19 protein-coding genes and 1 tRNA gene are annotated in these 23,383 nt (G+C 73.4%); 8 read left to right on the plus strand and 12 right to left on the minus strand.

Going from position 1 to position 23,383, the window contains the following annotated elements; all coding sequences use genetic code 11:
• Positions 1-108 precede the first annotated feature (108 nt).
• Positions 109-1,560: an LCP family protein gene (locus IG69_RS0104600; protein WP_051750225.1), complete on the minus strand. Its 1,452-nt coding sequence runs from the start codon at positions 1,558-1,560 to the stop codon at positions 109-111.
• A gap of 159 nt (positions 1,561-1,719) precedes the next feature.
• Here IG69_RS0104600 and IG69_RS0104605 point away from each other — a divergent pair, with 159 nt between their 5' ends.
• Positions 1,720-3,597: a penicillin-binding transpeptidase domain-containing protein gene (locus IG69_RS0104605; RefSeq protein ID WP_051750226.1), complete on the plus strand. Its 1,878-nt coding sequence runs from the start codon at positions 1,720-1,722 to the stop codon at positions 3,595-3,597.
• A 227-nt stretch (positions 3,598-3,824) separates the two neighbouring features.
• Here IG69_RS0104605 and IG69_RS0104610 read toward each other — a convergent pair whose 3' ends face one another.
• The 5 genes from IG69_RS0104610 to IG69_RS0104630 all read right to left on the minus strand — a co-directional run bounded on the left by IG69_RS0104610 (position 3,825) and on the right by IG69_RS0104630 (position 7,763).
• Positions 3,825-4,028 carry a cold-shock protein gene (locus IG69_RS0104610; protein ID WP_030527001.1) on the minus strand — a complete coding sequence of 68 codons (204 nt, stop codon included), beginning with the start codon at positions 4,026-4,028 and terminating at the stop codon, positions 3,825-3,827.
• Positions 4,029-4,232: 204 nt separating this feature from the next.
• The gene (locus IG69_RS0104615; protein ID WP_030527002.1) at positions 4,233-4,625 is read right to left on the minus strand and encodes a universal stress protein; all 393 of its coding nucleotides are present in this window, start codon (positions 4,623-4,625) and stop codon (positions 4,233-4,235) included.
• Between the two features lie 114 nt (positions 4,626-4,739).
• Positions 4,740-5,573 carry an ATP-binding cassette domain-containing protein gene (locus IG69_RS0104620; protein WP_084696580.1) on the minus strand — a complete coding sequence of 278 codons (834 nt, stop codon included), beginning with the start codon at positions 5,571-5,573 and terminating at the stop codon, positions 4,740-4,742.
• A 58-nt stretch (positions 5,574-5,631) separates the two neighbouring features.
• The gene (locus tag IG69_RS0104625; RefSeq protein WP_030527004.1) at positions 5,632-6,654 is read right to left on the minus strand and encodes an ABC transporter permease; all 1,023 of its coding nucleotides are present in this window, start codon (positions 6,652-6,654) and stop codon (positions 5,632-5,634) included.
• A gap of 2 nt (positions 6,655-6,656) precedes the next feature.
• On the minus strand, positions 6,657-7,763 hold the full coding sequence (locus IG69_RS0104630; RefSeq protein ID WP_030527005.1) for a substrate-binding domain-containing protein: 1,107 nt from the start codon (positions 7,761-7,763) through the stop codon (positions 6,657-6,659).
• 167 nt (positions 7,764-7,930) lie between these two features.
• Here IG69_RS0104630 and IG69_RS0104635 point away from each other — a divergent pair, with 167 nt between their 5' ends.
• Complete coding sequence (locus IG69_RS0104635) at positions 7,931-8,929, plus strand: LacI family DNA-binding transcriptional regulator (protein WP_242525854.1); 999 nt, start codon at positions 7,931-7,933, stop codon at positions 8,927-8,929.
• Between the two features lie 30 nt (positions 8,930-8,959).
• Here IG69_RS0104635 and IG69_RS0104640 read toward each other — a convergent pair whose 3' ends face one another.
• The 4 genes from IG69_RS0104640 to IG69_RS0104655 form a co-directional block, all read right to left on the minus strand.
• Positions 8,960-9,373, minus strand: a complete 414-nt coding sequence (locus IG69_RS0104640; protein WP_030527007.1) for a GNAT family N-acetyltransferase — start codon at positions 9,371-9,373, stop codon at positions 8,960-8,962.
• A gap of 32 nt (positions 9,374-9,405) precedes the next feature.
• Positions 9,406-10,371 carry a DUF1206 domain-containing protein gene (locus tag IG69_RS0104645; RefSeq protein WP_051750227.1) on the minus strand — a complete coding sequence of 322 codons (966 nt, stop codon included), beginning with the start codon at positions 10,369-10,371 and terminating at the stop codon, positions 9,406-9,408.
• A complete protein-coding gene (locus IG69_RS0104650; protein WP_030527009.1) occupies positions 10,368-10,760 on the minus strand; it encodes a cupin domain-containing protein in 393 nt (130 codons plus the stop codon). The genes IG69_RS0104645 and IG69_RS0104650 overlap by 4 nt, the downstream gene beginning before the upstream one ends.
• Before the next feature lie 561 nt (positions 10,761-11,321).
• Positions 11,322-11,408: transfer RNA gene (locus tag IG69_RS0104655), tRNA-Ser, on the minus strand.
• 158 nt (positions 11,409-11,566) lie between these two features.
• On the opposite strand from IG69_RS0104655, the gene IG69_RS19950 reads away from it, so the two are divergent.
• From IG69_RS19950 to IG69_RS0104680, 5 genes are all read left to right on the plus strand, one after another.
• Complete coding sequence (locus IG69_RS19950; RefSeq protein WP_036829064.1) at positions 11,567-11,932, plus strand: hypothetical protein; 366 nt, start codon at positions 11,567-11,569, stop codon at positions 11,930-11,932.
• 503 nt (positions 11,933-12,435) lie between these two features.
• Positions 12,436-14,004, plus strand: a complete 1,569-nt coding sequence (locus IG69_RS20850; protein ID WP_030527011.1) for a S8 family peptidase — start codon at positions 12,436-12,438, stop codon at positions 14,002-14,004.
• Positions 14,004-14,594, plus strand: a complete 591-nt coding sequence (locus IG69_RS0104670; protein WP_036829067.1) for an RNA polymerase sigma factor — start codon at positions 14,004-14,006, stop codon at positions 14,592-14,594. Before IG69_RS20850 ends, IG69_RS0104670 begins: the two co-directional genes overlap by 1 nt.
• On the plus strand, positions 14,591-15,094 hold the full coding sequence (locus IG69_RS20855) for a hypothetical protein (RefSeq protein WP_030527013.1): 504 nt from the start codon (positions 14,591-14,593) through the stop codon (positions 15,092-15,094). Before IG69_RS0104670 ends, IG69_RS20855 begins: the two co-directional genes overlap by 4 nt.
• A 97-nt stretch (positions 15,095-15,191) precedes the next feature.
• Positions 15,192-17,642, plus strand: coding sequence for a CHAT domain-containing protein (locus tag IG69_RS0104680; protein WP_030527014.1), 2,451 nt, complete (start codon positions 15,192-15,194; stop codon positions 17,640-17,642).
• Between the two features lie 31 nt (positions 17,643-17,673).
• On the opposite strand, the gene cysE is transcribed toward IG69_RS0104680, so the two are convergent.
• Both cysE and cysK read right to left on the minus strand, forming a co-directional pair.
• The gene (cysE, locus tag IG69_RS0104685) at positions 17,674-18,270 is read right to left on the minus strand and encodes a serine O-acetyltransferase (RefSeq protein ID WP_030527015.1); all 597 of its coding nucleotides are present in this window, start codon (positions 18,268-18,270) and stop codon (positions 17,674-17,676) included.
• Position 18,271: 1 nt separating this feature from the next.
• Positions 18,272-19,201, minus strand: coding sequence for a cysteine synthase A (gene cysK / locus IG69_RS0104690; RefSeq protein WP_030527016.1), 930 nt, complete (start codon positions 19,199-19,201; stop codon positions 18,272-18,274).
• A 209-nt stretch (positions 19,202-19,410) separates the two neighbouring features.
• On the opposite strand from cysK, the gene IG69_RS19965 reads away from it, so the two are divergent.
• Entirely contained in the window at positions 19,411-22,980 is a 3,570-nt protein-coding gene (locus tag IG69_RS19965; RefSeq protein WP_084696581.1) for a heterodisulfide reductase-related iron-sulfur binding cluster, read from the plus strand.
• Positions 22,981-23,383 lie beyond the last annotated feature (403 nt).

Consider the following 23,383-nt stretch of genomic DNA (forward strand, 5'->3'; position numbering starts at 1 on the left):
ACCAAGGTTCGGGCCGCGTGGGGAGACCCCGGGCCGGGACGGGAACGAAAGCACCAGCACCCGAGGACTTCGTATCGGTCCGACCGCCCGGTGCGGCCGGACCGCGCCTCAGGCGCAGATGTCCTGGTCGGCGGTGCGGGCCTCGATCGTCTTCTCGGGGGACGGCGGGCTGATCGAGGGGCTGGGGACCGGGTCGGACCCGAGGCGGTTCGGCAGCTCGACGACGGTCTTGGCCCCGGGGCCGATCACCACGCGGATCGTCGTGCCGAGGCCGTCCGCCTTCTCGGTCTTCGAGCCGGGGAAGGCGGCCGCGACCGTGCGGGCCGCCTGCTCCTGCCCGGAGGTGTACTGGACGAGGACGCCCTCGGTGCGCTCGGCCGTCGAGGCGGTCGTGACGAGGGGGAAGCCCTGGACCTTCAGCGCGTCGGCCTCCTGCTTGGCGAGGCCGTCGACCCCGGTCGCGTTGACGACCGCGACACCGGCGACGTCGGCGGGGCTGACGGTCAGCGGCGCCGCGCTGGCGGTCGGCGTCGGCTTCTTCGTGGGGCCGTCGAGCGGCTCGTCGGTGCGGATCTTCGTCCACAGCGTCTCGGCGGCAGAGGTCCACTGGACCCGGTTGGCGTCCGACGTGTACGGCTCGACCGGCACGGTGACGAACGCGACGTTCTTGATGCCGACGTCCTGCACTGAGGTCGCGAGGTCGCGCATCGTGCCGAGCCCCATGTCCTCGTCGGTCGTCAGCGACCTGGTCGCCGCGTCGAGGAAGCCGTAGAGCTTGTCGGGCCGCAGCAGCAGGGAGGTGCGGGTGGCCTCCTGGACGATCGAGGAGAGGAACGCCTGCTGACGCTTGATCCGGCCGAGGTCGGAGCCGTCACCCTCGGTGTAGCGGACGCGCACGTAGCCGAGCGCCTGGGTGCCGTCGAGGACGTGACGTCCGGCCGCGAGCTTGAGGTGCGCCCGCCGGTCGTCGATGGCGACGGGCGTGCAGACCGGGACGCCACCGAGCGCGTCGACCATCCCCTTGAAGCCGTTGAAGTCCACGACCGCGAAGTGGTTGATGAACACCCCGGTGTTCGCCTCGATCGTGTTGATGAGGCAGGCGGGACCGCCCAGGCTGAACGCGGCGTTGAACTGCTGCACCGGCCACTGCTGCTTGGGGACCTTCGCGTCGCAGTTCGGCGGGATGGGCACCATCGAGTCACGGGGGATCGAGACGACGGTGACGTGCTTGCGGTCACCGGACAGGTGCGCGATGAGCGTGGTGTCGGAGCGGGCCCCCTGGACGGTCGCACCGTCGCCGGTGCCCTGCCCCACCCGGGTGTCGGAGCCGATGAGGAGGATGTTCGTCGGGTCCGCGTCGACCGGGGTCGGACGGTCCTGCGAGAGCGCGCTGCTGATGTCGAGCCGGCTGATGTTGCCGTCGAGGCGCCACCACGCGGCGCCGCCGACGAGGGCGGCCACGACGACGAACACGACGAGGACGGTGACGATGCGCCGGCGCCGGGGTCGACGCGTGGCGCGCGCGCGCTCGGCGCGCGCCCTCCGGGTGGGCTGCGACACGGTCTGCTCCTTCGGTGCCGACCGTGTCCGGCCGGTGGGCCGGGCGAAAGAGGTACGGACGACCGTCCGAGTGTACGGACGCCACCTGTGCGGCGGCTGGAAACGCGAGCACCGGCGTCGCGTCGGGCGGCCCGGGGACCCATCGGGTTGGATGTCCCCATGGGACGTCGCACGGGGTGGGTGCTCGGGGTGGTCGCGGCGCTGGTCGTGGTGGCCGGCGGCGGGGCGTGGTGGACGCTCGCCCGAGGCGATGCGCAGGACGACGCGGCCCGGGCCGCCCTGGCCCGCTACGCCGCCGCCTGGCAGGGCAAGGACCTCTCGGCCGTCCCCTTCGCGACCGGTGGCGCGGGCACGGACTTCGCGGCGGCGGTCAAGGGCCTCGGGTCGGCGTCCGTGTCCGCGCGTCCCGGTGCCCTGACGCGCGACGGAGCCACCGCCACCGCCTCCCTCGACGTCACGTGGACGCTCCCCGGCGACGTGGCGTGGAGCTACCGCACCCCCGTGCGCCTCGTCGAGCGCGGCGACCGCTGGCTCGTCGCCGGCCCGACCGACGGCTCCCCGTGGCACCCCTCGCTCGCGGCCGGCGAGCGCCTCGCCCTGAAGCGCACCGCGCCCACCCGCGGCGACCTGCTCGACCGCGACGGTGAGCCGCTCATGCCGCAGGGCATCGTCTACCAGGTGCAGCTCGACCCCGTGCGCGCCGACGCCGCCGACGCCGCGGCGCTCGAGAAGGTGACCGGGGTGCGCGCCGGCTCGGTGGTCGAGGCGCTGGCCCAGCGCGAGAAGTCGGGGTCGCAGGCGCCCATCCCGGTCATCACCTACCGGGAGTCCGACTACCGCTCGCGCGAGGCCCGGCTCGACGCCATCACGGGGGTCATCGCCCCGAGCGCGACCCAGCCCCTCGGCCGGACGCGGACGTTCGGCCAGCCCCTCCTCGGCTCCGTCGGGGAGGTGACGGCCGAGGTCGTCGAGGGCAGCGACGGGCGGTACGTCGCCGGCGACCGCGCGGGCATCAGCGGGCTGCAGCGGCAGTACGACCCCGAGCTCGCGGGGCGCCCGGGCCTCACGGTCGAGGCCGGCGACCGGACCGTGTTCGAGTCCGCCCCGACGGCCGGCTCGGACGTCAGCACCTCCCTCGACCCCGGCGTCCAGGAGGCGGCGGAGCAGGCCCTCGCGGAGTCGAAGCTCGGCGTCCCCGGGGCCGTCGTCGCCGTCGACGTCCGCAGCGGTGAGGTGCTCGCCGCCGCGAGCTCCCCGAGCAGCGGGTTCGACCGCGCGATCACCGGCAAGTACCCGCCCGGCTCCACCTTCAAGATCGCCTCGACCTACGCCTACCTGACCAAGGGCCTCACCACCCCGACGAGCACCGTGCCCTGCCCGAAGACGATCACCGTCGACGGTCGCTCGTTCCGCAACTACGCCGGTGAGTCCATCCCCGGCTCGGTCCCGTTCGCGCAGGACTTCGCGCACTCGTGCAACACGGCCTTCATCTCGCTCTCGCAGCGACTCGGCACGACCGACCTGACCGAGGCGGCGAAGGCGCTCGGCATCGGGGCGGGATGGGGGTCGACGCTCGGCGTCGCGGGCGCGTTCGACGGCAGCATCCCCGAGACGCGCAAGGGCACCGACCAGGCCGCGGCGGTCATCGGCCAGGCCCGGACCGAGGCCTCGCCGCTCTCCCTCGCGGTGATGTCGGGCAGCGTCGCGCGCGGCACCTACGTGCCGCCGGTGCTCGTGCGCAGCGGGACGACGCCACGGCCCACCCCGCTCGACGGCCAGGCCGTCGCGCAGCTGCGCGCGATGATGGGCGAGGTCGTCTCGAGCGGCACCGCGACGACGCTGCGCGGCACCCCCGGCGGGACTGTCCGCGGCAAGACCGGTACCGCCGACCACGGCGTCGACGAGAAGCCGTACACGTGGTTCACCGGCTACCAGGGGCAGGTGGCGTTCGCCGTCCTCGTCGAGGAGGGCGTGAGCGGCGGGCAGACCGCGGCGCCGGTCGCCAAGCGGTTCCTCACCGCCCTCGCCGAGCGCTGACCGCGCCCCCCGCACGGGGTCGAGTGCGCACGTGGTTGCCCCGGCGACCGTCTGCGCCCTCGACTCGAGCGTTCACGACATCGGCCCGGAGTCGAGTGCGCGAGTGGTCGCCCCGGCGACCGTCTGCGCCCTCGACCGCGGCGGACGGGGCGACAGCCGGGCCCGGACGCGGACGACCCCGCCCGGTGCACCCGGGCGGGGTCGTCGTCAGTCGGAGGAGACCGGCGTCAGATCGGGCGGACCTGCTCGGCCTGCGGGCCCTTGGGGCCCTGGGTGACCTCGTACTCGACCTTCTGGTTCTCGTCCAGGCTGCGGTAGCCCTGGGTGTCGATGGCGGAGTAGTGAACGAACACGTCGGGGCCGCCACCGTCCTGGGCGATGAAACCAAAGCCCTTCTCGGCGTTGAACCACTTCACGGTGCCCTGTGCCATGTGGGGGGTACTTCCTTTTCCTGTGTGTCACTCGCCCGGCACACTGCGCACCGGCCGTGGATGCGACTCCAGCCCCCTGTGGCGCGAGGATGGTTCGACCTTCGAGGTACTGCTGTTGCTGCAACCGGTCACGAAACTAGCAGAGCGCGCCACGCCGCGCCGGGTCCGCGGCGCCCGCGTCCACGGACCGGGAGCGCAGGCCGCTCAGCCCCGCACGAAGCGGCTGACGAGGACGTCGCACTCGGCCTCGGCAAGCAGCCGGACGACCGTCGTGTCGCCGGACCCCGGGCGTCCCCCGTCGCGCAGGCCGACGACGAGCAGCCGCGCCCCGCAGGTGCGGACCGCCTCGAGCAGCTCGTCGGCGGGGGCGAGGCCGCGGGCCGGCTGGCGCACCTCGACGGGCACCCCGCGGCGGGCGAGGTCGGCGCACATCGCCTCGACGTCGCGACGCTGTGCGCGACCCGCGCCGCGGGGGTCCGCGTCGGCGCCGGCGTTGACGACGACGAGCGGCTCGTCACGCCGTGCGGCCTCGGCGAGCGCGGCCTCGAGGGCGGCGAGCCCGTCGCTGCGCGGGACGTAGCCCACGACGATGGTCATCGCCGGTCCGGTTCGCGCAGAAGGGAACCCAAGGCACACGGCGTCATCCGGCGGGCCCGCCACCTGGGACGTGGCGCCGCACCTGGTGACAGGTACAGGTGCGGCGCCACGCGATCAGGACCGGGAGAGCGTCTTGGCGCCGGTCATGATCGCGACGCCCTCTCCCATGTCGTGCGACTGCGGCGTGATGACACCGGCGCAGCCCCCGAGCCGTTGGATGTGGATGCGGTCGGCGACGTCCCACACGTGCGGCATGTTGTGGCTGATGAGGATGACGGCCAGGCCGCTGTCGCGCAGCTGCTTGACCATGTCGAGGACCATCCCCGACTCCTTGACGCCGAGCGCGGCCGTCGGCTCGTCGAGGACGACGACCTTGGACCCGAACGCCGCGGCCCGGGCGACGGCGACTGCCTGACGCTGCCCACCGGAGAGCGTCTCGACGGCCTGACCCATGTTCTGGATCGTCTGGATGCCGAGGTCCTGGACCGACTTGCCGGCGCGCTTCTCCATGCCGCCCTTGTCGAGCATCCGGAACACCGAGCCGAGGATGCCCTTGCGGCGCTCCTCGCGACCCAGGTACAGGTTGCTCGCGATGTCGAGGGCGGGGATGACGGCCAGCTGCTGGTAGACCGTCTCGATGCCGGCCTCGCGGGCGTCCTGCGGCCGTCGGAAGGCGACGTCCTTGCCGTCGAGCCGCAGCTGGCCGGAGTCCGGCAGGTACGCCCCGGTGAGGCACTTGATGAGCGTCGACTTGCCGGCGCCGTTGTCGCCGATGACCGCGAGCACCTCGCCCCGGTAGAGGTCGAGGCTCACGCCGTCGAGGCCGACGACGCGCCCGAAGGTGATGACGAGGTCGCGGGCGGAGAGGATCGGCTCGGCGTCGTAGATGTGCCGACGGTCCTCCGGGATGTGGTCGACCGTGAGCGGGAGCTTGTCGATGGTGCTCATCGGGGTCCCCGGAAAGTATCGGAGCGACGAAGGAGCGGAGAACTTTCTGGGGTGATCCTCATGCCTTGACCTTCCGGATCCACTGGTCGATGGCGACCGCGACGACGACGAGCACACCGGTCGCGAGGTAGCGCCACTGCTGGTTCACGCCGAGCTGCGAGAGCCCGAACGAGAACGTCTGGACGATGAGCGCGCCGATGAGGGTGCCGATGAGCCGGCCCCGGCCGCCGAAGAGGCTCGTGCCGCCGATGACGACCGCGGTGATCGACGCGAGGTTCGCGTCCGGCACCGCGTTCGGGGTGGCGGCGCCGGCCCGGCCGATGAGGATCCACGCCGCGAGGCCGTAGATGAGCCCGGCCACGGTGTAGACGCCGAGGAGGATGCGCCGGCTCGGGACGCCGGAGAGCCGCGAGGACTCGGCGTCGTCGCCGACGGCGTAGACGTAGCGCCCCCAGGCGGTCTGCGACAGCACGAACGCCATCACCGCGTACATGAGGACGACGACGACGATCCCCCACGTGAGCCGGAAGGACCCGATCCCGAAGCCCTCACCGAGGAAGTTGAGCAGCCGCGGCAGGTGCTCGGCCTGGATGCTCTCGCCTCCCGAGTAGAGCAGCGCGATGGCCGTGAAGATGCTCAGGGTGCCCAGCGTGACGATGAACGGCGGCAGGTTGATCCGCGTGACGAGCAGGCCGTTGACGAGGCCGGCGAGCGTCGCGAGGGCCACGCCGATGAGCAGCGCGAGGAGACCGGGCATCCCGCCGTCACGGGCGAGGGAGGCCATGACCATCATCGAGAGCACCATGATCGCGCCGACCGAGAGGTCGATGCCCGCGGTGAGGATGACGATGGTCTGGCCGACCGCCAGCGCGGCGACGACCGCGGTCTGCTGCAGCAGGATCCCCATCGAGCTCGGCGTCAGGAACGTCGGGGTCGCGACGAAGAAGGCGAGGAACGCCACGAACAGCAGGAACAGCGGACTGAGCCACGGCCGCTTGTGCAGGAGGCCCTGCACGCGCTGGAGGGGCGACTGCTGCCGCCGAGCGAACTCGGCGGCAGCAGAACCGGTGGTGGAGCTCATGCTCAGTTGCCCCAGCAGATCTCGGAGCCCTTGGTCGAGTCGATGCTCTCGACCCCGTCGACCGGCTTGTCGGTGACGAGCGCGACGCCGGTGTCGAAGAAGTCGAGACCCTCGGTGGTCTTCGGCTTCTCGCCACCACGGGCGATCTTGGCGATCGCCTCCATGCCGAGGGTCGCCATCTTCAGCGGGTACTGCTGGGCGGTGGCGCCGATGACACCCTCCTTGACGGAGTTGACGCCGGCGCAGCCACCGTCGACCGAGACGATGGTCGCCTGGGTGCCCGCGGCCTTGAGGGCGGCGTTGGCGCCGACGGCGGCCGGCTCGTTGATCGTGTAGACGAGGTTGATGTTCGGGTTCTTCGCGAGGCACTTCTCCATCGCGGTGCGGCCGCCGTCCTCGGCGCCGTTGCTGGCCTCGTTGCAGACGATCGTGTAGTCGCCGCCCTTGCCGCCGGTGTACTTGCCGGTGGGGGCCTCGTCGCCGTTCTTCTTGCCGTCGGCGACGTCGATGCCCATGCCCTCGAGGAAGCCCTGGTCGCGGTTGTAGTCGACCGAGACGATCTTGTCGTCGAAGAGGTCGAGCAGCGCGATGACGGCGGGCTTGCCGTCGAGCGTGGCGGCGGCCCACTGGCCGTCGAGCTTGCCGGCCGAGCGGTTGTCGGTGGCGAAGGTGATGTCGACGGTGTCGGCCGGGTCCGGCGGGGTGTCGAGGGCGATGACGTAGAGGCCGGCGTCGCGGGCCTTCTTGATCGCCGCGTTGACGCCGGTGGACATCGGGGTGATGAGGATGCCCTTGTCGCCGCGGGCGATCGCGTCCTCGATGGCCGTGATCTGGCCCTGGTCGTCACCCTCCTGCTTGCCGGAGGCGACGGTGAGCTTGACGTTGTTCTTGCTGGCGTCGGCCTGCGCGCCCTTCTGCATGGCGACGAAGAACGGGTTGGTGGAGTCCTTGGTGATGAGGGTGACGCCGACGGCGGCCTCCCCACCGGAGCCGGTGTCGGCGTCGCTGCCGCGGTTGCACGCGGTGCTGGTGAGGGCGAGGCCGACGATCGCGGCCGAGACGACGGCACGGCGGGCGGTGCGCGTCGTGGGGATCTGACGGAGCTGCATGTCCGTGACTCTCCTTTGAGTGCTGGGCTGGACCGAACGACGCTGCCAGGTGACAACGTTGTCAGGCCACAGTTGTACTCGCTGCTTGCGCCGAGGTCAAGAGATGGGCTACACCTTGTGACATGGCCGTGACATCGTTGTCAGGAGAGAGTCGCCCCCGAGCGACGATGCGTGACGTCGCGGCCCTGGCGGGGGTGAGCCTCAAGACGGTGTCGCGCGTCGTCAACGAGGAGGCGGGCGTCTCGCCCGACGTCCGCGAGCGTGTCACCGCCGCGGTACAGCGCCTCGACTACCGGCCCAACCTCGCCGCGAGCAACCTCCGGCGCACCGGTGCACGCTCCGGGCTCATCGGCGCCCTCGTCCAGGACGTGTCCAACTCGTTCTCCGCCGGGCTGCTCCGCTCGCTCGAGGACGCCGCCCGCTCGCACCGCACCGGCGTCCTAGCGGCGAGCCTCGACGAGGGGGTCGACCGCGAGCAGGAGCTCGTCCACGACCTCGTGACGCGCCGCGTCGACGGCCTCGTCCTCATGCCGGCGAGCGACCGGCAGGACTACCTCGTCGCCGAGCTGCGCACCGGCACACCGGCGGTCTTCGTCGACCGGCCGCCGCGCGGGGTCGACGTCGACTCGGTCGTCATCGACAACCTCCTCGGGGGTCGGATGGCCGCGGAGCACCTGCTCGACCGGGGCCATCGACGCATCGCCGCCCTCTTCCACCTCCCGACCCTGACGACCGCGCAGCTGCGGCGCGAGGGCTTCACCGCCGCGCACACCGACCGCGGCCTGCGCCCCGACCCGCGGCTCGTCGTCGACGGCGTCGCCTCCACCGACGAGGCGAGCGAGGTCGTGCACCGACTCCTCGACCTCGACGACCCGCCGACCGCGGTCTTCGCGGGCCGGAACATCCTCGCGTCCGGGGCCGTCCGGGCGCTGCGCGAGCGCGGCGTGCACCACGAGGTCGCGCTCGTCGGCTTCGACGACTTCCCGCTGGCCGACCTCCTCGACCCGCCGCTCACCGTCGTCCGCCAGGACGTGACGAAGATCGGCCGGCTCGTCGCGGAGCGGCTCTTCGCGCGCATCGGTGGCGACACCTCGCCGCCGCAGCACCTCGTCGTCGACCCGACGCTCGTCAGCCGCGGCTCCGGGGAGATCCCGCCGCGCGCCTGAGGGCGGTTGCGACACAGGCTGTTCGGCTCGTCAGAGGTCCTTGCGCAGGTGGACGTCCGCGATGCCCCGGGCCGGCACGTCGTCCCAGCGGAAGAGCTCGCGGTAGCCGGCCCGCTCGTAGAACGCCGGCGCCTGGAACGTGAACGACGTGACGTGGACGTGCGCGCAGCCGCGCCGGCGCGCCTCGTCCTCGAACGCGCCGAGCAGCCTGCGGCCCACGCCGGTGCCCCGCTCGTCCTCGCGCACCCAGGTCATCCCGATGCCTGCGGCGACGCCCCAGGTCCAGCCGGAGACGCCGGCCACGAGCTCGCCGTCGTCGGTGACGCGGACGGTCAGCTCCTCCGCCGGGGCGAGTCCCGGTGTCGCGGCGGCGTTCACGCGGTCCAGCTCGTCGGAGAGCCGCTGGTCGAGGGCGGCGTCGGCGGTCCCGGTCGTCAGGCGCATCCGACCATCCTCGCCGATGGACGCGGCGCGCGTCAGCGCCGGAGGTGGCGGGCGCGCGTCATCAGGTAGACGCCGAAGGCGACGAGCCCGAGCGAGACGACCGCGAGCGCGTAGCGGCCGGCCGGGGCGTCCTGGAGGAAGCGCAGCGCGCCGTCGATGCCGGTGGAGGCACTGACGTCGTGCGTCCACGCGGCGATGACGAAGAGCAGCCCGACGATGCCGAACGCGACGCCGCGGGCGACGAACCCGACGATGCCGACGAGCACGAGCGCCCGGCCCGGCCGGCGCGCGAGGTCGACGAGGAAGTCGCGCGAGAGGCCCGACCAGATGCTGAAGGCGCCGACCCCGGCGACCGCGATGCCGGTGCCGACGACAAGGAGCACGCCGCCGGGCAGCGCGAGGAGGGTGCGCGTGATGCCGACCGTCGAGTCCCGGCTCGTCTGCCCCGCACCGATGGCGAAGGCGGCGGCCGCCCAGGCCACCGTCGCGTACGCGATGCCGTCAGCGGCGTGCTCGAGCCGCTTGAGCCGCGTGTGGCAGTGGCGGCCGGTCAGGGCGCGGGCGAGGTTCCAGACGGTGACGACCGCGAAGCCGACGACCCCGACCCACAGGACGGCCCGCCCGCCGAGCGACGTCGCGATCGAGGTGAGCGCGCCCGACTCGTCGGCGGTGCTGCGGCTGTGCCCGAGCCAGACGATCTGCAGGCCGGCCCACCCCATCGCGGCGTGGAGCAGGCCGTCGAGGAAGAACCCCAGGCGCGCACCGGTGCTCACCGCGGCGTGGGTCTCGGCGACCTCCGCGGCCTGCGCGGTCACCTCGGCCACCTGGTGCGCGGTCTCCGCGACCACCTCGACGGCGTCGTGGGCGGCGTCGAGCGCGTCGTGGGCCGCGTCGACGACCGGCGCGGCCAGGTCGGCGGCGGCCCCCCGCACGTGCTCGAGCGGGCCTGTGTCGTCGGGCACCGCCGTGCCGCCCGGCGGGGTCGGCGTCGCGCTCACCCGCGTCCCCGGTGGGGCGGCGGCGCCTCGTCGACGTTGACCGTGGGGATGCCCGTCCCGGCGCGGGCGATGACCGCCAGCGACGGCTCGCGCCCGGGGTTGGACTCGCGGTGGACGGTGAACGCCGGCACCTGCACGTAGCTGCCCGGCACCGCGTCGACCCATCCCTCGACGCCTTCGCACTCCAGGCGCAGCACGCCGCGGACGACGTAGAGGACGCTGCTGTTGCTGTGGTGGTGGTGCCACCCCGAGACCGCGCCCGGCTCGGTGACGACCTGGCCGGCCCACAGCCCCGGCACCTCGAAGGCCCGCCGGCGCAGCATCCCCGAGGTCGGGTCGGCGTCGACGAGCTCGGCGTCGGTCACGACGCGCACCGGCTGGTGGTCCACCCGCCCACGGTAGCCACCCCACTCCCCCCGTCCCCGACTTCTTGCGAGTTCCGCCGCTCGACACGCCCTCCAGCAGCGTGTCGACCGGCTCAACTCGCAATCAGTCGGATGACACCCAGCCGACTTCTTGCGCATCCGCCACCTCCTCGCGCCCCCGGACGCCCTCGGGACGTGGCAGATGAGCAATCAGTCGCTCCCGATCCCCCACTTCTTGCGAGTCGCGCCGCCCGACACGCCCTCCAGCAGCGTGTCGACCGGCTCAACTCGCAATCAGTCGAATGACACCCAGGCCGACTTCTTGCGCATCCGCCACCTCCACCCCCTCCGGAGGGCCCATCGAGGTGGCAGATGAGCAATCAGTCGCTCCCGATCCCCCACTTCTTGCGAGTTCCGCCGCTCGACACGCCCTCCAGCGGCGTGTCGACCGGCTCAACTCGCAATATGTCGGGAGGGCACGGGCGTGGGACTCCGGCTCGCGCCTCGTTCCTCGGCGCGGGCCTCCCCGTCATCCCCCGGTCCTCCGCGGCCTCCGCCGCTCGCGGGCTCGCGGGCGGAGCCTCGCGGAGGGCGTGGGATTCGAACCCACGATGACGTTGCCGCCATAGCGGTTTTCAAGACCGCCGCACTAGGCCACTATGCGAGCCCTCCAACGGCCCTGGGGCATCACGCCCGGACCGCCCGCCCAGCGTAGGGCTCGCCCGCCCCGTCGCTCGCGCGGGGCGCGGGCGCTCGGCATCCGCCGGGTGCGCGGCTGCGTGGCGCCACCGGGCCATGGGTAAGGTCGGAGGCCGACGAGAGGAGCCCTCATGGGCAAGCTGACCTTCATGGCCGGGCTGGCCGCGGGCTACGTCCTCGGGGCCAAGGCGGGGACGCAGCGCTACGAGCAGATCCGTCGCACCTCGAGCAGGGTGTGGAACTCCGGGCCGGTGCAGAAGCAGGTCGCGCAGGCCAAGGAGGCCGCGCGCACCAAGGCGGCGCCGGTGGTCGCCGACCTCGTCGCCGACGCCGCGCGCGCCACGGGCGAGCGGCTGCGGCAGGGTCGCACGGTCGCCTCGGAGGCCATCGCCCCCAACGGTCACCCGACCAGCGACGGGGCGCCCCTGCCCTCCGAGCAGGCCGAGCACGCGGACGCCTGGGCGGCCGCGACCCGGGCCCCTGGCACCCCCGACTGACCGCCCCTCCGCGGCCCGGACCGTCGGTGGGAGACCGGCCACACCGTCTGGGCGCCCTCTGGAAGCACCCGGTGGCGCCCCCCTGCGGGCGCCGTTCGGCGTGACCGGTCCCCCGGGTGCGCGGTTCCTCCGACCGGTGCGACACCGCAGGTCCGGGCGGTGAGGCACCGGGGCCGTCGGCCCCGCTCGGTCGGCCGGCCACGTGGACCGTCCGCCCGGTCAGCCCCGGGGACCGCCGGTCCACCACCTCGGGCGGCGGACCGGCCCCGGGTCACGGCGACCGGGGGAGCTCCCCTACGGGACCCGATCGTCGTGGCCCGAGGGGGCTCACGTGCGTCAGGAGCACCGGCCGGCCCTCCTGATACGTCCTTGACGACGAGATCCACGTCACACGGTCGTAGGTATCACTCCGGCCCTCGCCGGCTCCTTCTCAGCGTTGACGATCCTCACTACGCTGGACCGGCGCGGACACCCCATCCGGCCCGGTTCCCCCAGGAGCAGCCATGGACGGCAAGGACCCCGACCGCCCGACCGACGACGACGGCCGCCGACCCCGGCCACCCGTCCCGCCGGTCTTCGCGGTGCCCGAGACGGCCCTGCGCCGCTTCGGGGCGACGGTCCTCGACCCCCGCACCGCCACGCGCGTCGGGGACGAGCCGGCACCGCGCGCGGTCGCGTACGTCCCGCACCGTCTGTTCGTCCCGGGGCTCACCGACGAGCAGCTCGACGAAGGGCCGCTGCAGCTGCTGCGCCGGATCGGCGAGGAGATGGACTTCCAGGTCGACGTGCTCCCGAGCCGCGTCGCCGCCGCCGCGCAGGAACTGGGCTACGCCGAGCGCCTCGGCCGCTCGACCCACCGCCTCGTGGAGCTGCGCCCCAACCCCGGCCGCGTCGGCGCACCGCTGACCGCCTGGGACGTCGTCCAGCGCGCCCGCGGCGTCGACCGCAAGGCCGCCGCCGGATTCAGCCTCAACCACGTGATGATGTCGAGCGGCCTCGAGGGCGTCGGGTACATGGGTGGCGTCGGGTACATGGGCGGCGTGGGCTACATGGGTGGTGTCGGGTACATGGGCGGGGTCGGCTACATGGGCGGCGTGGGGGCGCCGGGCGTGGCCGCCGGCCGCGGGCCCGTCCAGCTCCACGTCGACGCACCGCAGCCCACCGGGGGCCCGTCCCCCGTCGTCGCCGTCCTCGACACCGGCCTCGGCTCCCACCCGTGGTTCGACGGCTCACCGCTCGTCGACCGCGACCCGAGCGTCGCCGGGCAGACCATCGGCCTGCGCTTCGCGCCCGACCGGGACCCCGAGGGCCGCGGTGTCACCATCGACACCGTCAACGGCACCCTCGATGCCCTCGCGGGCCACGGCACCTTCGTCGCGGGCGTCATCCGGCAGCAGTGCCCCGACGCGCGCCTCGTCGTCGTCCCCGTCATGTACGGCGACGGCGCGGCCGACGAGCAGGACGTCGTCGAGGCGCTCGGCCTGCTGGCGCTCTACCACTGGGCCGCCCAGGAGGGCCGGGTCGACCACGAGCCGCTCAGCGTCGTCAACCTCTCGATGGGCTACTACCACGAGCGCCCGGACACGGTCTCGGACGAGGACGCCCTCTTCCGCGTCATGGCGACGCTCGCGGAGGACGGCGTGGCGGTCGTCGCCGCCGCCGGCAACGGCTCCACCACGGAGCACTTCTGGCCGGCCGCCCTCTCGCAGAACCCGAACCGCGCCATCCCGGTGGCCGCGGTCGGTGCCCTCAACCCGACGGGCAAGGCCGCGGCGACGTTCTCGAACACCGGCGAGTGGGTCACCCACTGGCACCCCGGCGTGGCCGTCGTCAGCACGATGCCGACGACGCTCGAGGGGTCGCTGCGCGGTGACCTCGCGGTGCCCGCGGGGCACGGGTCGCCGGCCCGCGAGACCCCCGACCCCGACTGCTACGCCACCGGCTTCGGTGTCTGGAGCGGCACCTCGTTCGCCGCCCCGTGCTGCGCCGGCGGCATCTCGCAGCTGCTCGCCACGAAGACCTGCGGGTCGGTGGCGGAGGCGGTCGCCAAGGCCCTGGGAGGAGCACCGTGATGCACACCGACGCCGACGGCCTCGCCGTCCGGGCGGCCGCCGCGTTCGAGACGTTCCGCGACGGCGACGGCTCGGGGATGACCTTGCTCGTCGGGGAGGTCACGCCCCTCCTGTGGGCCGTGGCGCGCCAGTCGGGGCTCGACCACCAGGCCGCCGAGGACGTCGTCCAGAACACCTGGCTCAAGCTCGTCCAGCACGCGGGGTCGGTCGACGACCCCCGCTCGGTCCTCAAGTGGCTGCTCACGACGACGCGCCGTGACTCGTGGCGGCTGCGCTCGCGCGGGCACCGCGAGGAACCCGACGCGCACGACGACGTGCGCGAGGCCGAGCCCGACCACACCGCCCCCTCCCCCGAGGACGCCGTCCTCGCCCACGACGAGCAGCGCGTCGTCTGGGAGCACTTCCACCTGCTGTCCGACCGCTGCCAGACCCTCTTGCGCGCCATCGCGTACGCCGACCGACCCGACTACGCGGGGGTGGCCGACGCCCTCGGGATGCCGGTCGGGTCGATCGGCCCGACCCGGGGCCGGTGTCTCGCGAAGCTGCGCGCCGCCCTGACCTCCGATCCCCGTTGGGAGATGACCTCATGAACCCTGCACCCGACCACGAGGAGCGCCTGGCCGGCGAGCCGGTCGACGCCACGGACGTGCGCGTCCTCGCCGCCGTCCGCGCCGCCCACGACGCGCTCGACCCCGTGCCGTCCGGCCTCGTCGAGCGCATCACCTTCGCGATGACCGTCGCCTCGCTCGAGGCCGAGGTGGCCCGCATCGTCTCCGACGCCGAGGCCCTGACGAGCGTGCGCGGCGCCGACTACGACCGTGCTGACACCGTGACCTTCGCCAGCGACGGCCTGAGCGTCATGGTCAGCCTCGAGCCGGCCGGCCCCGGGCGGGTCGACGTCGTCGGCTGGGCCAGCGAGGGCGAGGTCGACGTCGAGCTGCGCGAGCGCAGCCGGACCCGCACCGCGGCCACCGATCCCGACGGGCGGTTCACCTTTGCGGGGGTCGAGCGCGGTCTGGTGAACTTCGTCCTGCGGCGACGCGGGCGACCGGACGCGCCGCCGGTCATCACACCGGCCATCGACCTCTAGAGGAGGAGCCATCGAGCGCGACCCGCTGCAGTCTGCGGGGGGGCTGCTCGATGCTGCGCGCGCCGACAACGAGATCGGTGAGTTCGCCTCTGCCGCCGTGCGGCTCGACCAGGCCCTCGGACTGCTGGAGGGTCGCTCCGACCACGGGGCCCGCTGGCTGCGGGTCCGCATCCGCATCACGCGGGCGTGGTCGGAGCTCGAGGCGGACGGCATCCAGCCGGCGCTGCGGACGCTGCACGCCGCGCGGGCCGAGGCGCTCGAGCTCGACGACCCGTTGCTCGTCGCGCTCACCCACATCCAGGAGGGCACGCTCCACGGACGCGTCGGCGCGTGGCCGCCGTGCGTCGAGGCGCTGCTGGCGGTCGACGTCGAGGGCTCCGGGCTCGAGCCCGCCCAGCGGTGGGCCTACCACCTCAACCTCGGGCAGGCCTGGCTCGGCGTCGGCCGCTCGGAGGACGCCGCCGAGAACTTCGACCTCGCCCGCGACATCGCGGTCGCGAACGGCTACCCGGAGCTCGAGTTCAAGGCCCGGCACAACCGGGCGGTCGTCGCGTTCGTCGACGGCGACCTGCCCCGCGCCCTCACCCTCATGCGCGAGGCCGACGCGATGGACGTCGCGGTCGCGCGCGACCGGGCCCGCCTCGACCACGCCGAGGTGCTCCTCGCCGCCGGGCTCGTCGACGGGGCACGGTCCGAGCTCGAGGCCGCGCTCTCGACGGCCCACTCCTCCGCCCACCGCCTCGAGGAGGGGGAGATCAGCCTGCGCCTCGCACGCTGCGACCTGCTCGTCGGCGACCTCGAGCGGGCACGCGACCGGATCCGCGACGCCACCGCCGCCTACCGCGCCCGTCAGGCCGACGACCTCGTGCGCGAGGCCGAGCTGCTGCGGGCGGGCGTCGACGTCGCCGAGGGGCGTGACCTGCCGGCCGTCGTCGAGCGGCTCGTCCGGCACACCGAGCACGGGGCCGGCGAGCCCGGCGCCCCGACGCTCGGCACCTCGGGCCGCGAGGCCGTCCGGCTGGAGGCCGAGGCCCGCCTGCTGCTCGGCGACGCCGACGGGGCTGAGCAGCGGCTCGAGGCGCTCGGGGACGGCGGCGAGCCGTCTCTGGCCGCGACCCTCCACGAGGTGCTCGTCCGGGCGCGCCTCGACCTCGCCCGCGGCCGGGGCCCGCAGGCCCGGGCACGGCTCGAGGACGGCAACCGCGTCCTCGCGGCGCACCAGGTCCAGTCGGCCAGCCTCGACGTGCGCGCCGCCCTGGCCCTCCACGGCCGGCGGCTCGCGGCCCTCGACACCGAGCGCGCCCTCGCGGAGGACCCCGCCGACGAGGTGCTCGCGACGGTCGAGCGCTGGCGGGCGATCTCGCACCGCATCAACCCCGTCACCGACCCGGACGACCCCGACCTCGCCGAGGCCACGCGCGAGCTGCGCCGCCTGCGGCAGCTGCTCGCCGACAGTGACGGCGACCAGGCAGCGACGCTGGCCCCCCGGGTCAACGAGCTCGAGACCCTTGTCGCACAGCGGGAGTGGAGCCTCGCGCTCGACGGGACGGCGAGCGGTGCGGTCCATCCCGTGGATGCCGACGAGGCCCGCGCAGCCCTCGACGACGGCACGACGGTCGTCGAGTTCTTCGAGTCCGCCGGCGAGCTGCACCAGGTGGTGCTCCGCGCATCCGGGGCCGAGGTCGTGCACGTCGGGCCGGTGGCCGCGGTCGTCGAGGCGGTCACGCGGCTGCGGCGCGACCTGCGCGCCCGGGCGACGATCGCCTCCGGGTCGCCCATGGCCGCCGTCCTCGAGCGCGCGACGGTCTCGTCGCTCGCGGCGGCCGACACGCTCCTCAACCCCGGTGGCGCCGACGAGCACCGGGTCGTCGTCGTGCCGTCACGCACCCTCGCCGGGATGCCGTGGAGCCTCATGCCCAGCCTGCGCGGTCGACCGGTCACGGTGGCGCCGAGCCTGACCCGCTGGGTGCGGGGTCCCGCCCGCGCGGCCTCGGCACGGCCGACGACCCCCGTCGCCGCCCTCTACGGGCCGGGGCTGGCGCGCACCCTCCCGGAGATCCGGGCCGTCGCCGGGGCCTGGGGCGTCGCCGGGGAGGTCGACGAGCGGCCGGCCTCCAGTGCGGACGTGCTCGACGCCTTGGGATCGGCGCGGGTCGTGCACCTCGCGGCCCACGGCCTGCACCAGGGCCAGAGCCCGCTCTTCTCGTCGGTGCGGATGGCCGACGGCCCCGTCTTCGCCCACGAGTTCCCGCGGCCCGTGGCCGCCGAGCACGTCGCGCTGTCGGCCTGCGACGTCGGGCAGTTCTCGACCCGTCCGGGCGACGAGCCGCTCGGGCTGGCCATCGCCCTGCTCTCGCTCGGCGCGACGAGCGTGCTCGCCGCCGTCGCCCCGGTCGCGGACGACGTGGCCCACGACGCGATGGTCGCGCACCACCGGCGCATCGCGGCGGGGGTCGACGCCGGGCTGGCGTGGGCCGAGGTCGTGGTCGACCACCCCGGAGCCGGGGTGTTCTGTCTCTACGGATCGGAGTGGCGGGCTACGCCATGATCTCGCGTGACCAGAAAGGCTCTCGCGCAGGTCAGATGAAGATGGCCGGCTCGGCGAACAGCGCGTCGTAGGGGTCCTCGCCGAGCAGCTGGGGCACGCGAACGCGCGCCGGCACGCCGGTCGCGACGGCGCCCGCGGGGACGTCCTTGACGACGACCGAGTTGGCGCCGATCTGCGCGTCGTCCCCGATCCCGATGTCGCCGAGGATCCGGGCACCGGCGCCGACGACGACGCGGTCGCCCAGGGTCGGGTGCCGCTTCGTGCCGCGCGCCAGCGACCGACCGCCCAGGGTGACCCCGTGGTAGAGCATCACGTCGTCCCCGACGACGGCGGTGGCACCGATGACGACGCCCATCCCGTGGTCGATGAAGAAGCGCCGGCCGATGCGGGCTCCGGGGTGGATCTCGACGCCGGTCACCGCGCGGGTGGCCGTCGACAGCAGGCGGGCGGCCGGGCGCCACTGGGGACCCTTCTGCCACAACCGGTGCGCGAGCCGGTAGGACCAGATCGCGTGCATCCCGGGGGAGTTCAGGGCCAGGTCGGTCCGCGTCTCTGCGGCGGGGTCGCGCCGCATCGCCGCATCGAGGTCCTCCCGGACCGCGGCGCGCGCCTTCTGGAGGAGGGACATGTCAGTCGACGAGACCCTCGAACAGGATCGTCGAGAGGTAGCGCTCGCCGAAGCTCGGGATGATGACGACGATCGTCTTGCCGGCGTTCTCGGGGCGGCTCGCGACCTGGTTGGCGGCGGCGAGGGCGGCGCCGGACGACAGCCCGACGAGCAGGCCCTCCTCTGTCGCGGCCCGGCGGGCCCACTCGACGGAGGTCTGGGCGTTGACGTCGATGACCTCGTCGTAGACCTCGGTGTTGAGGATCTCGGGGACGAAGTTCGCGCCGATGCCCTGGATCTTGTGCGGGCCGGGCTGGCCCCCGTTGAGGATCGGGGACTCCTCCGGCTCGACCGCGATGATCTGGACGTCCGGCTTGCGGGACTTGAGGACCTCGCCGACGCCGGTGATCGTGCCACCGGTGCCGATGCCGGCCACGACGATGTCGACGGCGCCGTCGGTGTCCTTCCAGATCTCCTCGGCGGTCGTGCGACGGTGCACCTCGGGGTTCGCGGCGTTGGCGAACTGACGGGCGAGGACGGCGCCCTCGCGCTCGGCGACGATCTCGTCGGCCTTGGCGACCGCGCCCTTCATCCCGGTCGAGGGGTCGGTGAGGACGAGCTCGGCGCCGTAGGCGCGCAGGAGGGCGCGGCGCTCCCTGCTCATCGACTCGGGCATCGCGAGGACGACCTTGTAGCCGCGCGCGGCACCGACCATCGCGAGCGCGATGCCGGTGTTGCCGGAGGTGGCCTCGACGATCGTGCCGCCGGGCTCGAGCTGGCCCGAGGCCTCGGCGGCGTCGATGATGGCCACCCCGATGCGGTCCTTGACCGAGCTCGCCGGGTTGTAGAACTCCAGCTTCGCCGCGACCGTGGCGTCCCCGTCGATGATCCGGTTGAGTCGGACGAGCGGGGTGTTGCCGACGGCCTGGGTCACGTCGTCGAGGATGGGCATCGGGTCGCCTCTCTGTCGGTGGGCGCCGGCCCCGGGATCCGGGGATGCGGCACGTCGAGCCTGCTCTCCGGGCCAACCCCGGAGTCGTTATGCGTATTCCAACACGCCGTTATCCAGTCGGACAACGAGCTCTCGGGGCTGTCCGGGGCCCTGTTGACGGTCGTCACAGACCGGTGAGCGCTTGCTTACCCACGGGTACGCTGACCCGCATGCCTGCTGCCCTCGCGCCCGCCCTGGCCAGCGACGTCATCCCGTCGTTCGACGACCGGTTCGGCGGGGTCACCGCCCTGCAGGTCGTCGCCATCGTCCTCTGCCTCGTCGTCCCGACGATCGGGTGGGCGCTGCTCTTCCGGCAGGTGGGGCGGTTCGTCACGCTCTACCGGCTCGGGCAGCCCGACGGCTCGCGCACCGACGCGCCGGCGGCCCGTACCTGGACGCTGGCCAAGGAGTTCCTCGGGCACACCCGGATGTCGCGGCTCAAGGTCGTCGCGGCGGCGCACTGGTTCACCGCGCTGGCGTTCATCATCCTTTTCACGACGCTCGTCAACGCGTTCTTCCAGCTCGTCCAGCCCGACTACCGGCTGCCGGTCCTCGGCCACTTCGCCCCGTTCGAGTGGGTCGTCGAGGTCTTCGCGTGGGGCGGGCTCGTCGGCATCGTCGTGCTCATGGCCATCCGCCAGAAGAACCACCCGCGGCGGGCGCGCGGTGAGGGCGGGCGGTTCTCGCGGTTCTACGGCTCGACCTTCTGGCAGGCCTACTACGTCGAGCTGACCATCCTCTTCGTCACGTTCTGCATCCTCCTGCTGCGCGGCCTCGAGGCGGCGATGGTGCAGCGCTTCGAGCCCGACACCTCGCTGGTCGCCCACTTCCCGCTGACCGGCTGGATGGCCGGCTGGTGGTCGGGCACCACACCGGCGGGGCTCGCCGCCTGGGTGCAGGTCGTCGCGACCGTCAAGATCCTCATCTCCTTCGCGTGGATGATCACCATCGCGCTCCAGCCGACGATGGGCGTCGCCTGGCACCGCTTCCTGGCCTTCCCGAACATCTGGTTCAAGCGCGAGTCGTCCGGCCGCACCGCGCTCGGCCCGGCCAAGCCGATGACGGTCGGCGGCAAGCCGTTCGACATCGAGGCGATGGAGGAGATGGAGGAGGGCGACGTCCTCGGCGTCGGCCAGGTCGAGGACTTCACGTGGAAGGGGCTGCTCGACTTCTCGACCTGCACCGAGTGCGGCCGCTGCCAGTCGCAGTGCCCTGCGTGGAACACCGAGAAGCCCCTCTCCCCCAAGCTCCTCATGATGACGCTGCGTGACCACGCGGACGCCAAGGCCCCGTACCTGCGCGCGCTCTCGGCCGCCGACGGCGACCAGGAGAAGGCGATGGCCTCCGTCGCGAGCGCGGCCGCGACCGTCCCGACCGACGGCACCGAGCCCGCCGGCTCGGTCGACGTCGTCGACTGGACCTCGATGGCCCTCGTCGGCGACACCGGCTACGACCCGGCTGCCCCGCTGACCGCGTACAACCCGCACGGCCCCGACGCCGTCATCGACCAGGACGTGCTCTGGTCGTGCACGACGTGCGGCGCCTGCGTCGAGCAGTGCCCGGTCGACATCGAGCACGTCGACCACATCATCGACATGCGCCGGTACGCGACCCTCATCGAGTCGGCATTCCCGCAGGAGCTCGGGGGCCTGTTCAAGAACCTCGAGGGCAAGGGCAACCCGTGGGGCATGGGCGCCCGGGCGCGCCTGGACTGGGCCAAGGACCTGCCGTTCGACGTCAAGATCCTCGGCCAGGACGTCGAGAAGGCCTCGGACGTCGAGTGGCTCTTCTGGGTCGGCTGCGCCGGCGCCTACGAGGACCGCGCGAAGAAGACCACGCGCGCCGTCGCCGAGCTCCTCGACACCGCCGGCGTCTCGTTCGCCGTCCTCGGGGACGGCGAGACGTGCACCGGCGACTCCGCCCGCCGCGCCGGCAACGAGCTGCTGTTCCAGACCCTCGCCGCGCAGAACGTCGAGACCTTCGGCGAGTTCGGCGTCACCAAGGTCGTCGTCACCTGCGCCCACTGCTTCAACACGATCAAGAACGAGTACCCGCAGCTCGGCGGGAGCTACGAGGTCGTCCACCACACGCAGCTGCTCAACCGCCTGGTGCGCGAGAAGAAGCTCGTCCCGGTGGGCCGTCCCGACGAGGCGCCCGGCATGTCGTCGGCGAAGAACGCCGCGTCGACCGCGCCGTCCGTCACGTACCACGACCCCTGCTACCTCGGTCGGCACAACGACGTCTACGCCCCGCCGCGCGAGCTCATCGGCGCCCTCCCCGGGGTCGAGCTGCGCGAGATGCCGCGGCACGGCGAGAAGTCGTTCTGCTGCGGCGCCGGCGGCGCGCGCATGTGGATGGAGGAGAAGCTCGGCACCCGCATCAACACCAACCGCACCGACGAGGCCCTGGCCACCGGCGCGGAGCGCATCGCCATCGGCTGCCCGTTCTGCCGGGTGATGATCTCGGACGGGCTGACCGCCAAGCAGGCGCAGGGCGTCGGCGAGGAGGTCGAGGTCGTCGACGTCGCGCAGATGCTGCTCGCGGCCGTCCGCCGGGGCCAGGAGTCGCCCGAGGCCGCGGTCGAGGCCAAGGACACGTCGGTCGCGCCGGAGGTCACGGCGCCCGCCGCTGCGGCGACCGCTGCTGCTACGGCCACCGTCACCGAGCCCGAGACCGCCCCCGCCCCGGCTGCTGACGCCGCGCCCGTCCAGGAACCGACGAACGTGTCGACTCCTGACCAGGACGAGGCTGACCCCTGGGACGACCAGCCCACGCCTGCACCCAGCACCGACGCTGCGCAGCCCGTGCAGGAATCGACGAATGTGTCGACTCCCGACCAGGACGAGGCTGACCCTTGGGACGACCAGCCCGCCGCGCCGGCCACGTCCGAGCGCGCCGCGGAGCCCGAGGTCGCGGTGGACACCGAGACGGCGGAGGCCGTCGTCGACGGCTCCGAGCCCGACCCGTGGGACGAGCCCGCTGCCGTCGCCGACCCGGCACCGGGCCGCTCGCAGGGCGAGCCGTCCGAGGAGAAGGCCAAGGCCGATGCCGCGGCCTCGACCGACGAGGTCGACCCATGGGACGAGCCCGCCGACGCGCCGGCCACGCAGCCCGTCCAGGAACCGACGAATGTGTCGACTTCCGACCAGCCCACCGCCACGACCACGGACGCGGACGACGTCGACCCCTGGGACGAGCCCGCCGACTCGGTGGCGCCTGCCACCGACGCTCCGGCGCCGGAGCCGGACACAGCCCCCGAGCCGGACGCCGTGCAGCAGGCGGACGAGGAGCCGGCCCTCGAGGCGGAGCCCGTCGCGGAAGAGGCACCGGCGGCGCCGGCGAGCGGCTCGTTCGGTGGCGACGCATCACTGCTCGACGAGCCCGACCCGTGGGACGAGCCGGTCGACGCCCCGGTCGCGCAGGCGACGCCGGCGACCGCGGTCGACGATGCCGCACCCGACAGCTCCCCGTCGACGGACGACGCGAAGCCCACCGAGGATGCGGCGGCCACCGACGAGACGACCGACACCCCGGCATCCGTCGAGCAGCCGCACCCGACCGAGGACAGCGAGCAGTCCGCCACACCGGAGCCGGCCGAGGAGCCGGAGCCGGCCGACGAGCAGCCGACGGTCGAGGCGCCGACCACCGAGGAGCGGAAGCCGGCGAGCAAGCCCGGCGCAGCCCCCGGGTCGTTCGGCGGCGACGCAGCGCTCCTCGACGAGCCCGACCCCTGGGACTGACCACCGGCTCGACCCATCCCGACTGATTGCCCATCCGCCACCTCAGAAGCGCCCCAGAGGCCCCTCCGAGGTGGCGGATGCGCAAGAAGTCGCCCTCACCACCCCACTCATTGCGAGTTCCGCCGCTCGACACGCCCACCAGCGGCGTGTCGAGCGGCTCAAGCCGCAAGAAGTCGGATGAGGCCGACGTCGTAGGAGGCCACACCCCGGGCGTGACGGGCTGCGCGATCCGTCCACGCCAGTCACGAGCCCGACCCCTGGGACTGACCGCCGGCTCGACCCATCCCGACTGATTGCGCATCCGCCACCTCAGAAGCGCCCCAGAGGCCCCTCCGAGGTGGCGGATGCGCAAGAGGTCGCCCTCACCACCCCACTGATTGCGATTTCCGCCGCTCGACACGCC

Source organism: Phycicoccus jejuensis, assembly GCF_000720925.1.
Classification (GTDB): Bacteria; Actinomycetota; Actinomycetes; order Actinomycetales; family Dermatophilaceae; genus Phycicoccus; species Phycicoccus jejuensis.

Excerpts from the sequence above, each read along its gene's own strand:
- IG69_RS0104605 (WP_051750226.1), top strand. The coding sequence starts at position 1,720 with ATGGGACGTCGCACGGGGTGGGTGCTCGGGGTGGTCGCGGCGCTGGTC.
- IG69_RS0104610 (WP_030527001.1), bottom strand. The coding sequence starts at position 4,028 with ATGGCACAGGGCACCGTGAAGTGGTTCAACGCCGAGAAGGGCTTTGGT.
- IG69_RS0104615 (WP_030527002.1), bottom strand. The coding sequence starts at position 4,625 with ATGACCATCGTCGTGGGCTACGTCCCGCGCAGCGACGGGCTCGCCGCC.
- IG69_RS0104620 (WP_084696580.1), bottom strand. The coding sequence starts at position 5,573 with ATGAGCACCATCGACAAGCTCCCGCTCACGGTCGACCACATCCCGGAG.
- IG69_RS0104625 (WP_030527004.1), bottom strand. The coding sequence starts at position 6,654 with ATGAGCTCCACCACCGGTTCTGCTGCCGCCGAGTTCGCTCGGCGGCAG.
- IG69_RS0104630 (WP_030527005.1), bottom strand. The coding sequence starts at position 7,763 with ATGCAGCTCCGTCAGATCCCCACGACGCGCACCGCCCGCCGTGCCGTC.
- IG69_RS0104635 (WP_242525854.1), top strand. The coding sequence starts at position 7,931 with ATGCGTGACGTCGCGGCCCTGGCGGGGGTGAGCCTCAAGACGGTGTCG.
- IG69_RS0104640 (WP_030527007.1), bottom strand. The coding sequence starts at position 9,373 with ATGCGCCTGACGACCGGGACCGCCGACGCCGCCCTCGACCAGCGGCTC.
- IG69_RS19950 (WP_036829064.1), top strand. The coding sequence starts at position 11,567 with ATGGGCAAGCTGACCTTCATGGCCGGGCTGGCCGCGGGCTACGTCCTC.
- IG69_RS20850 (WP_030527011.1), top strand. The coding sequence starts at position 12,436 with ATGGACGGCAAGGACCCCGACCGCCCGACCGACGACGACGGCCGCCGA.
- IG69_RS0104670 (WP_036829067.1), top strand. The coding sequence starts at position 14,004 with ATGCACACCGACGCCGACGGCCTCGCCGTCCGGGCGGCCGCCGCGTTC.
- IG69_RS20855 (WP_030527013.1), top strand. The coding sequence starts at position 14,591 with ATGAACCCTGCACCCGACCACGAGGAGCGCCTGGCCGGCGAGCCGGTC.
- cysE (WP_030527015.1), bottom strand. The coding sequence starts at position 18,270 with ATGTCCCTCCTCCAGAAGGCGCGCGCCGCGGTCCGGGAGGACCTCGAT.
- cysK (WP_030527016.1), bottom strand. The coding sequence starts at position 19,201 with ATGCCCATCCTCGACGACGTGACCCAGGCCGTCGGCAACACCCCGCTC.
- IG69_RS19965 (WP_084696581.1), top strand. The coding sequence starts at position 19,411 with ATGCCTGCTGCCCTCGCGCCCGCCCTGGCCAGCGACGTCATCCCGTCG.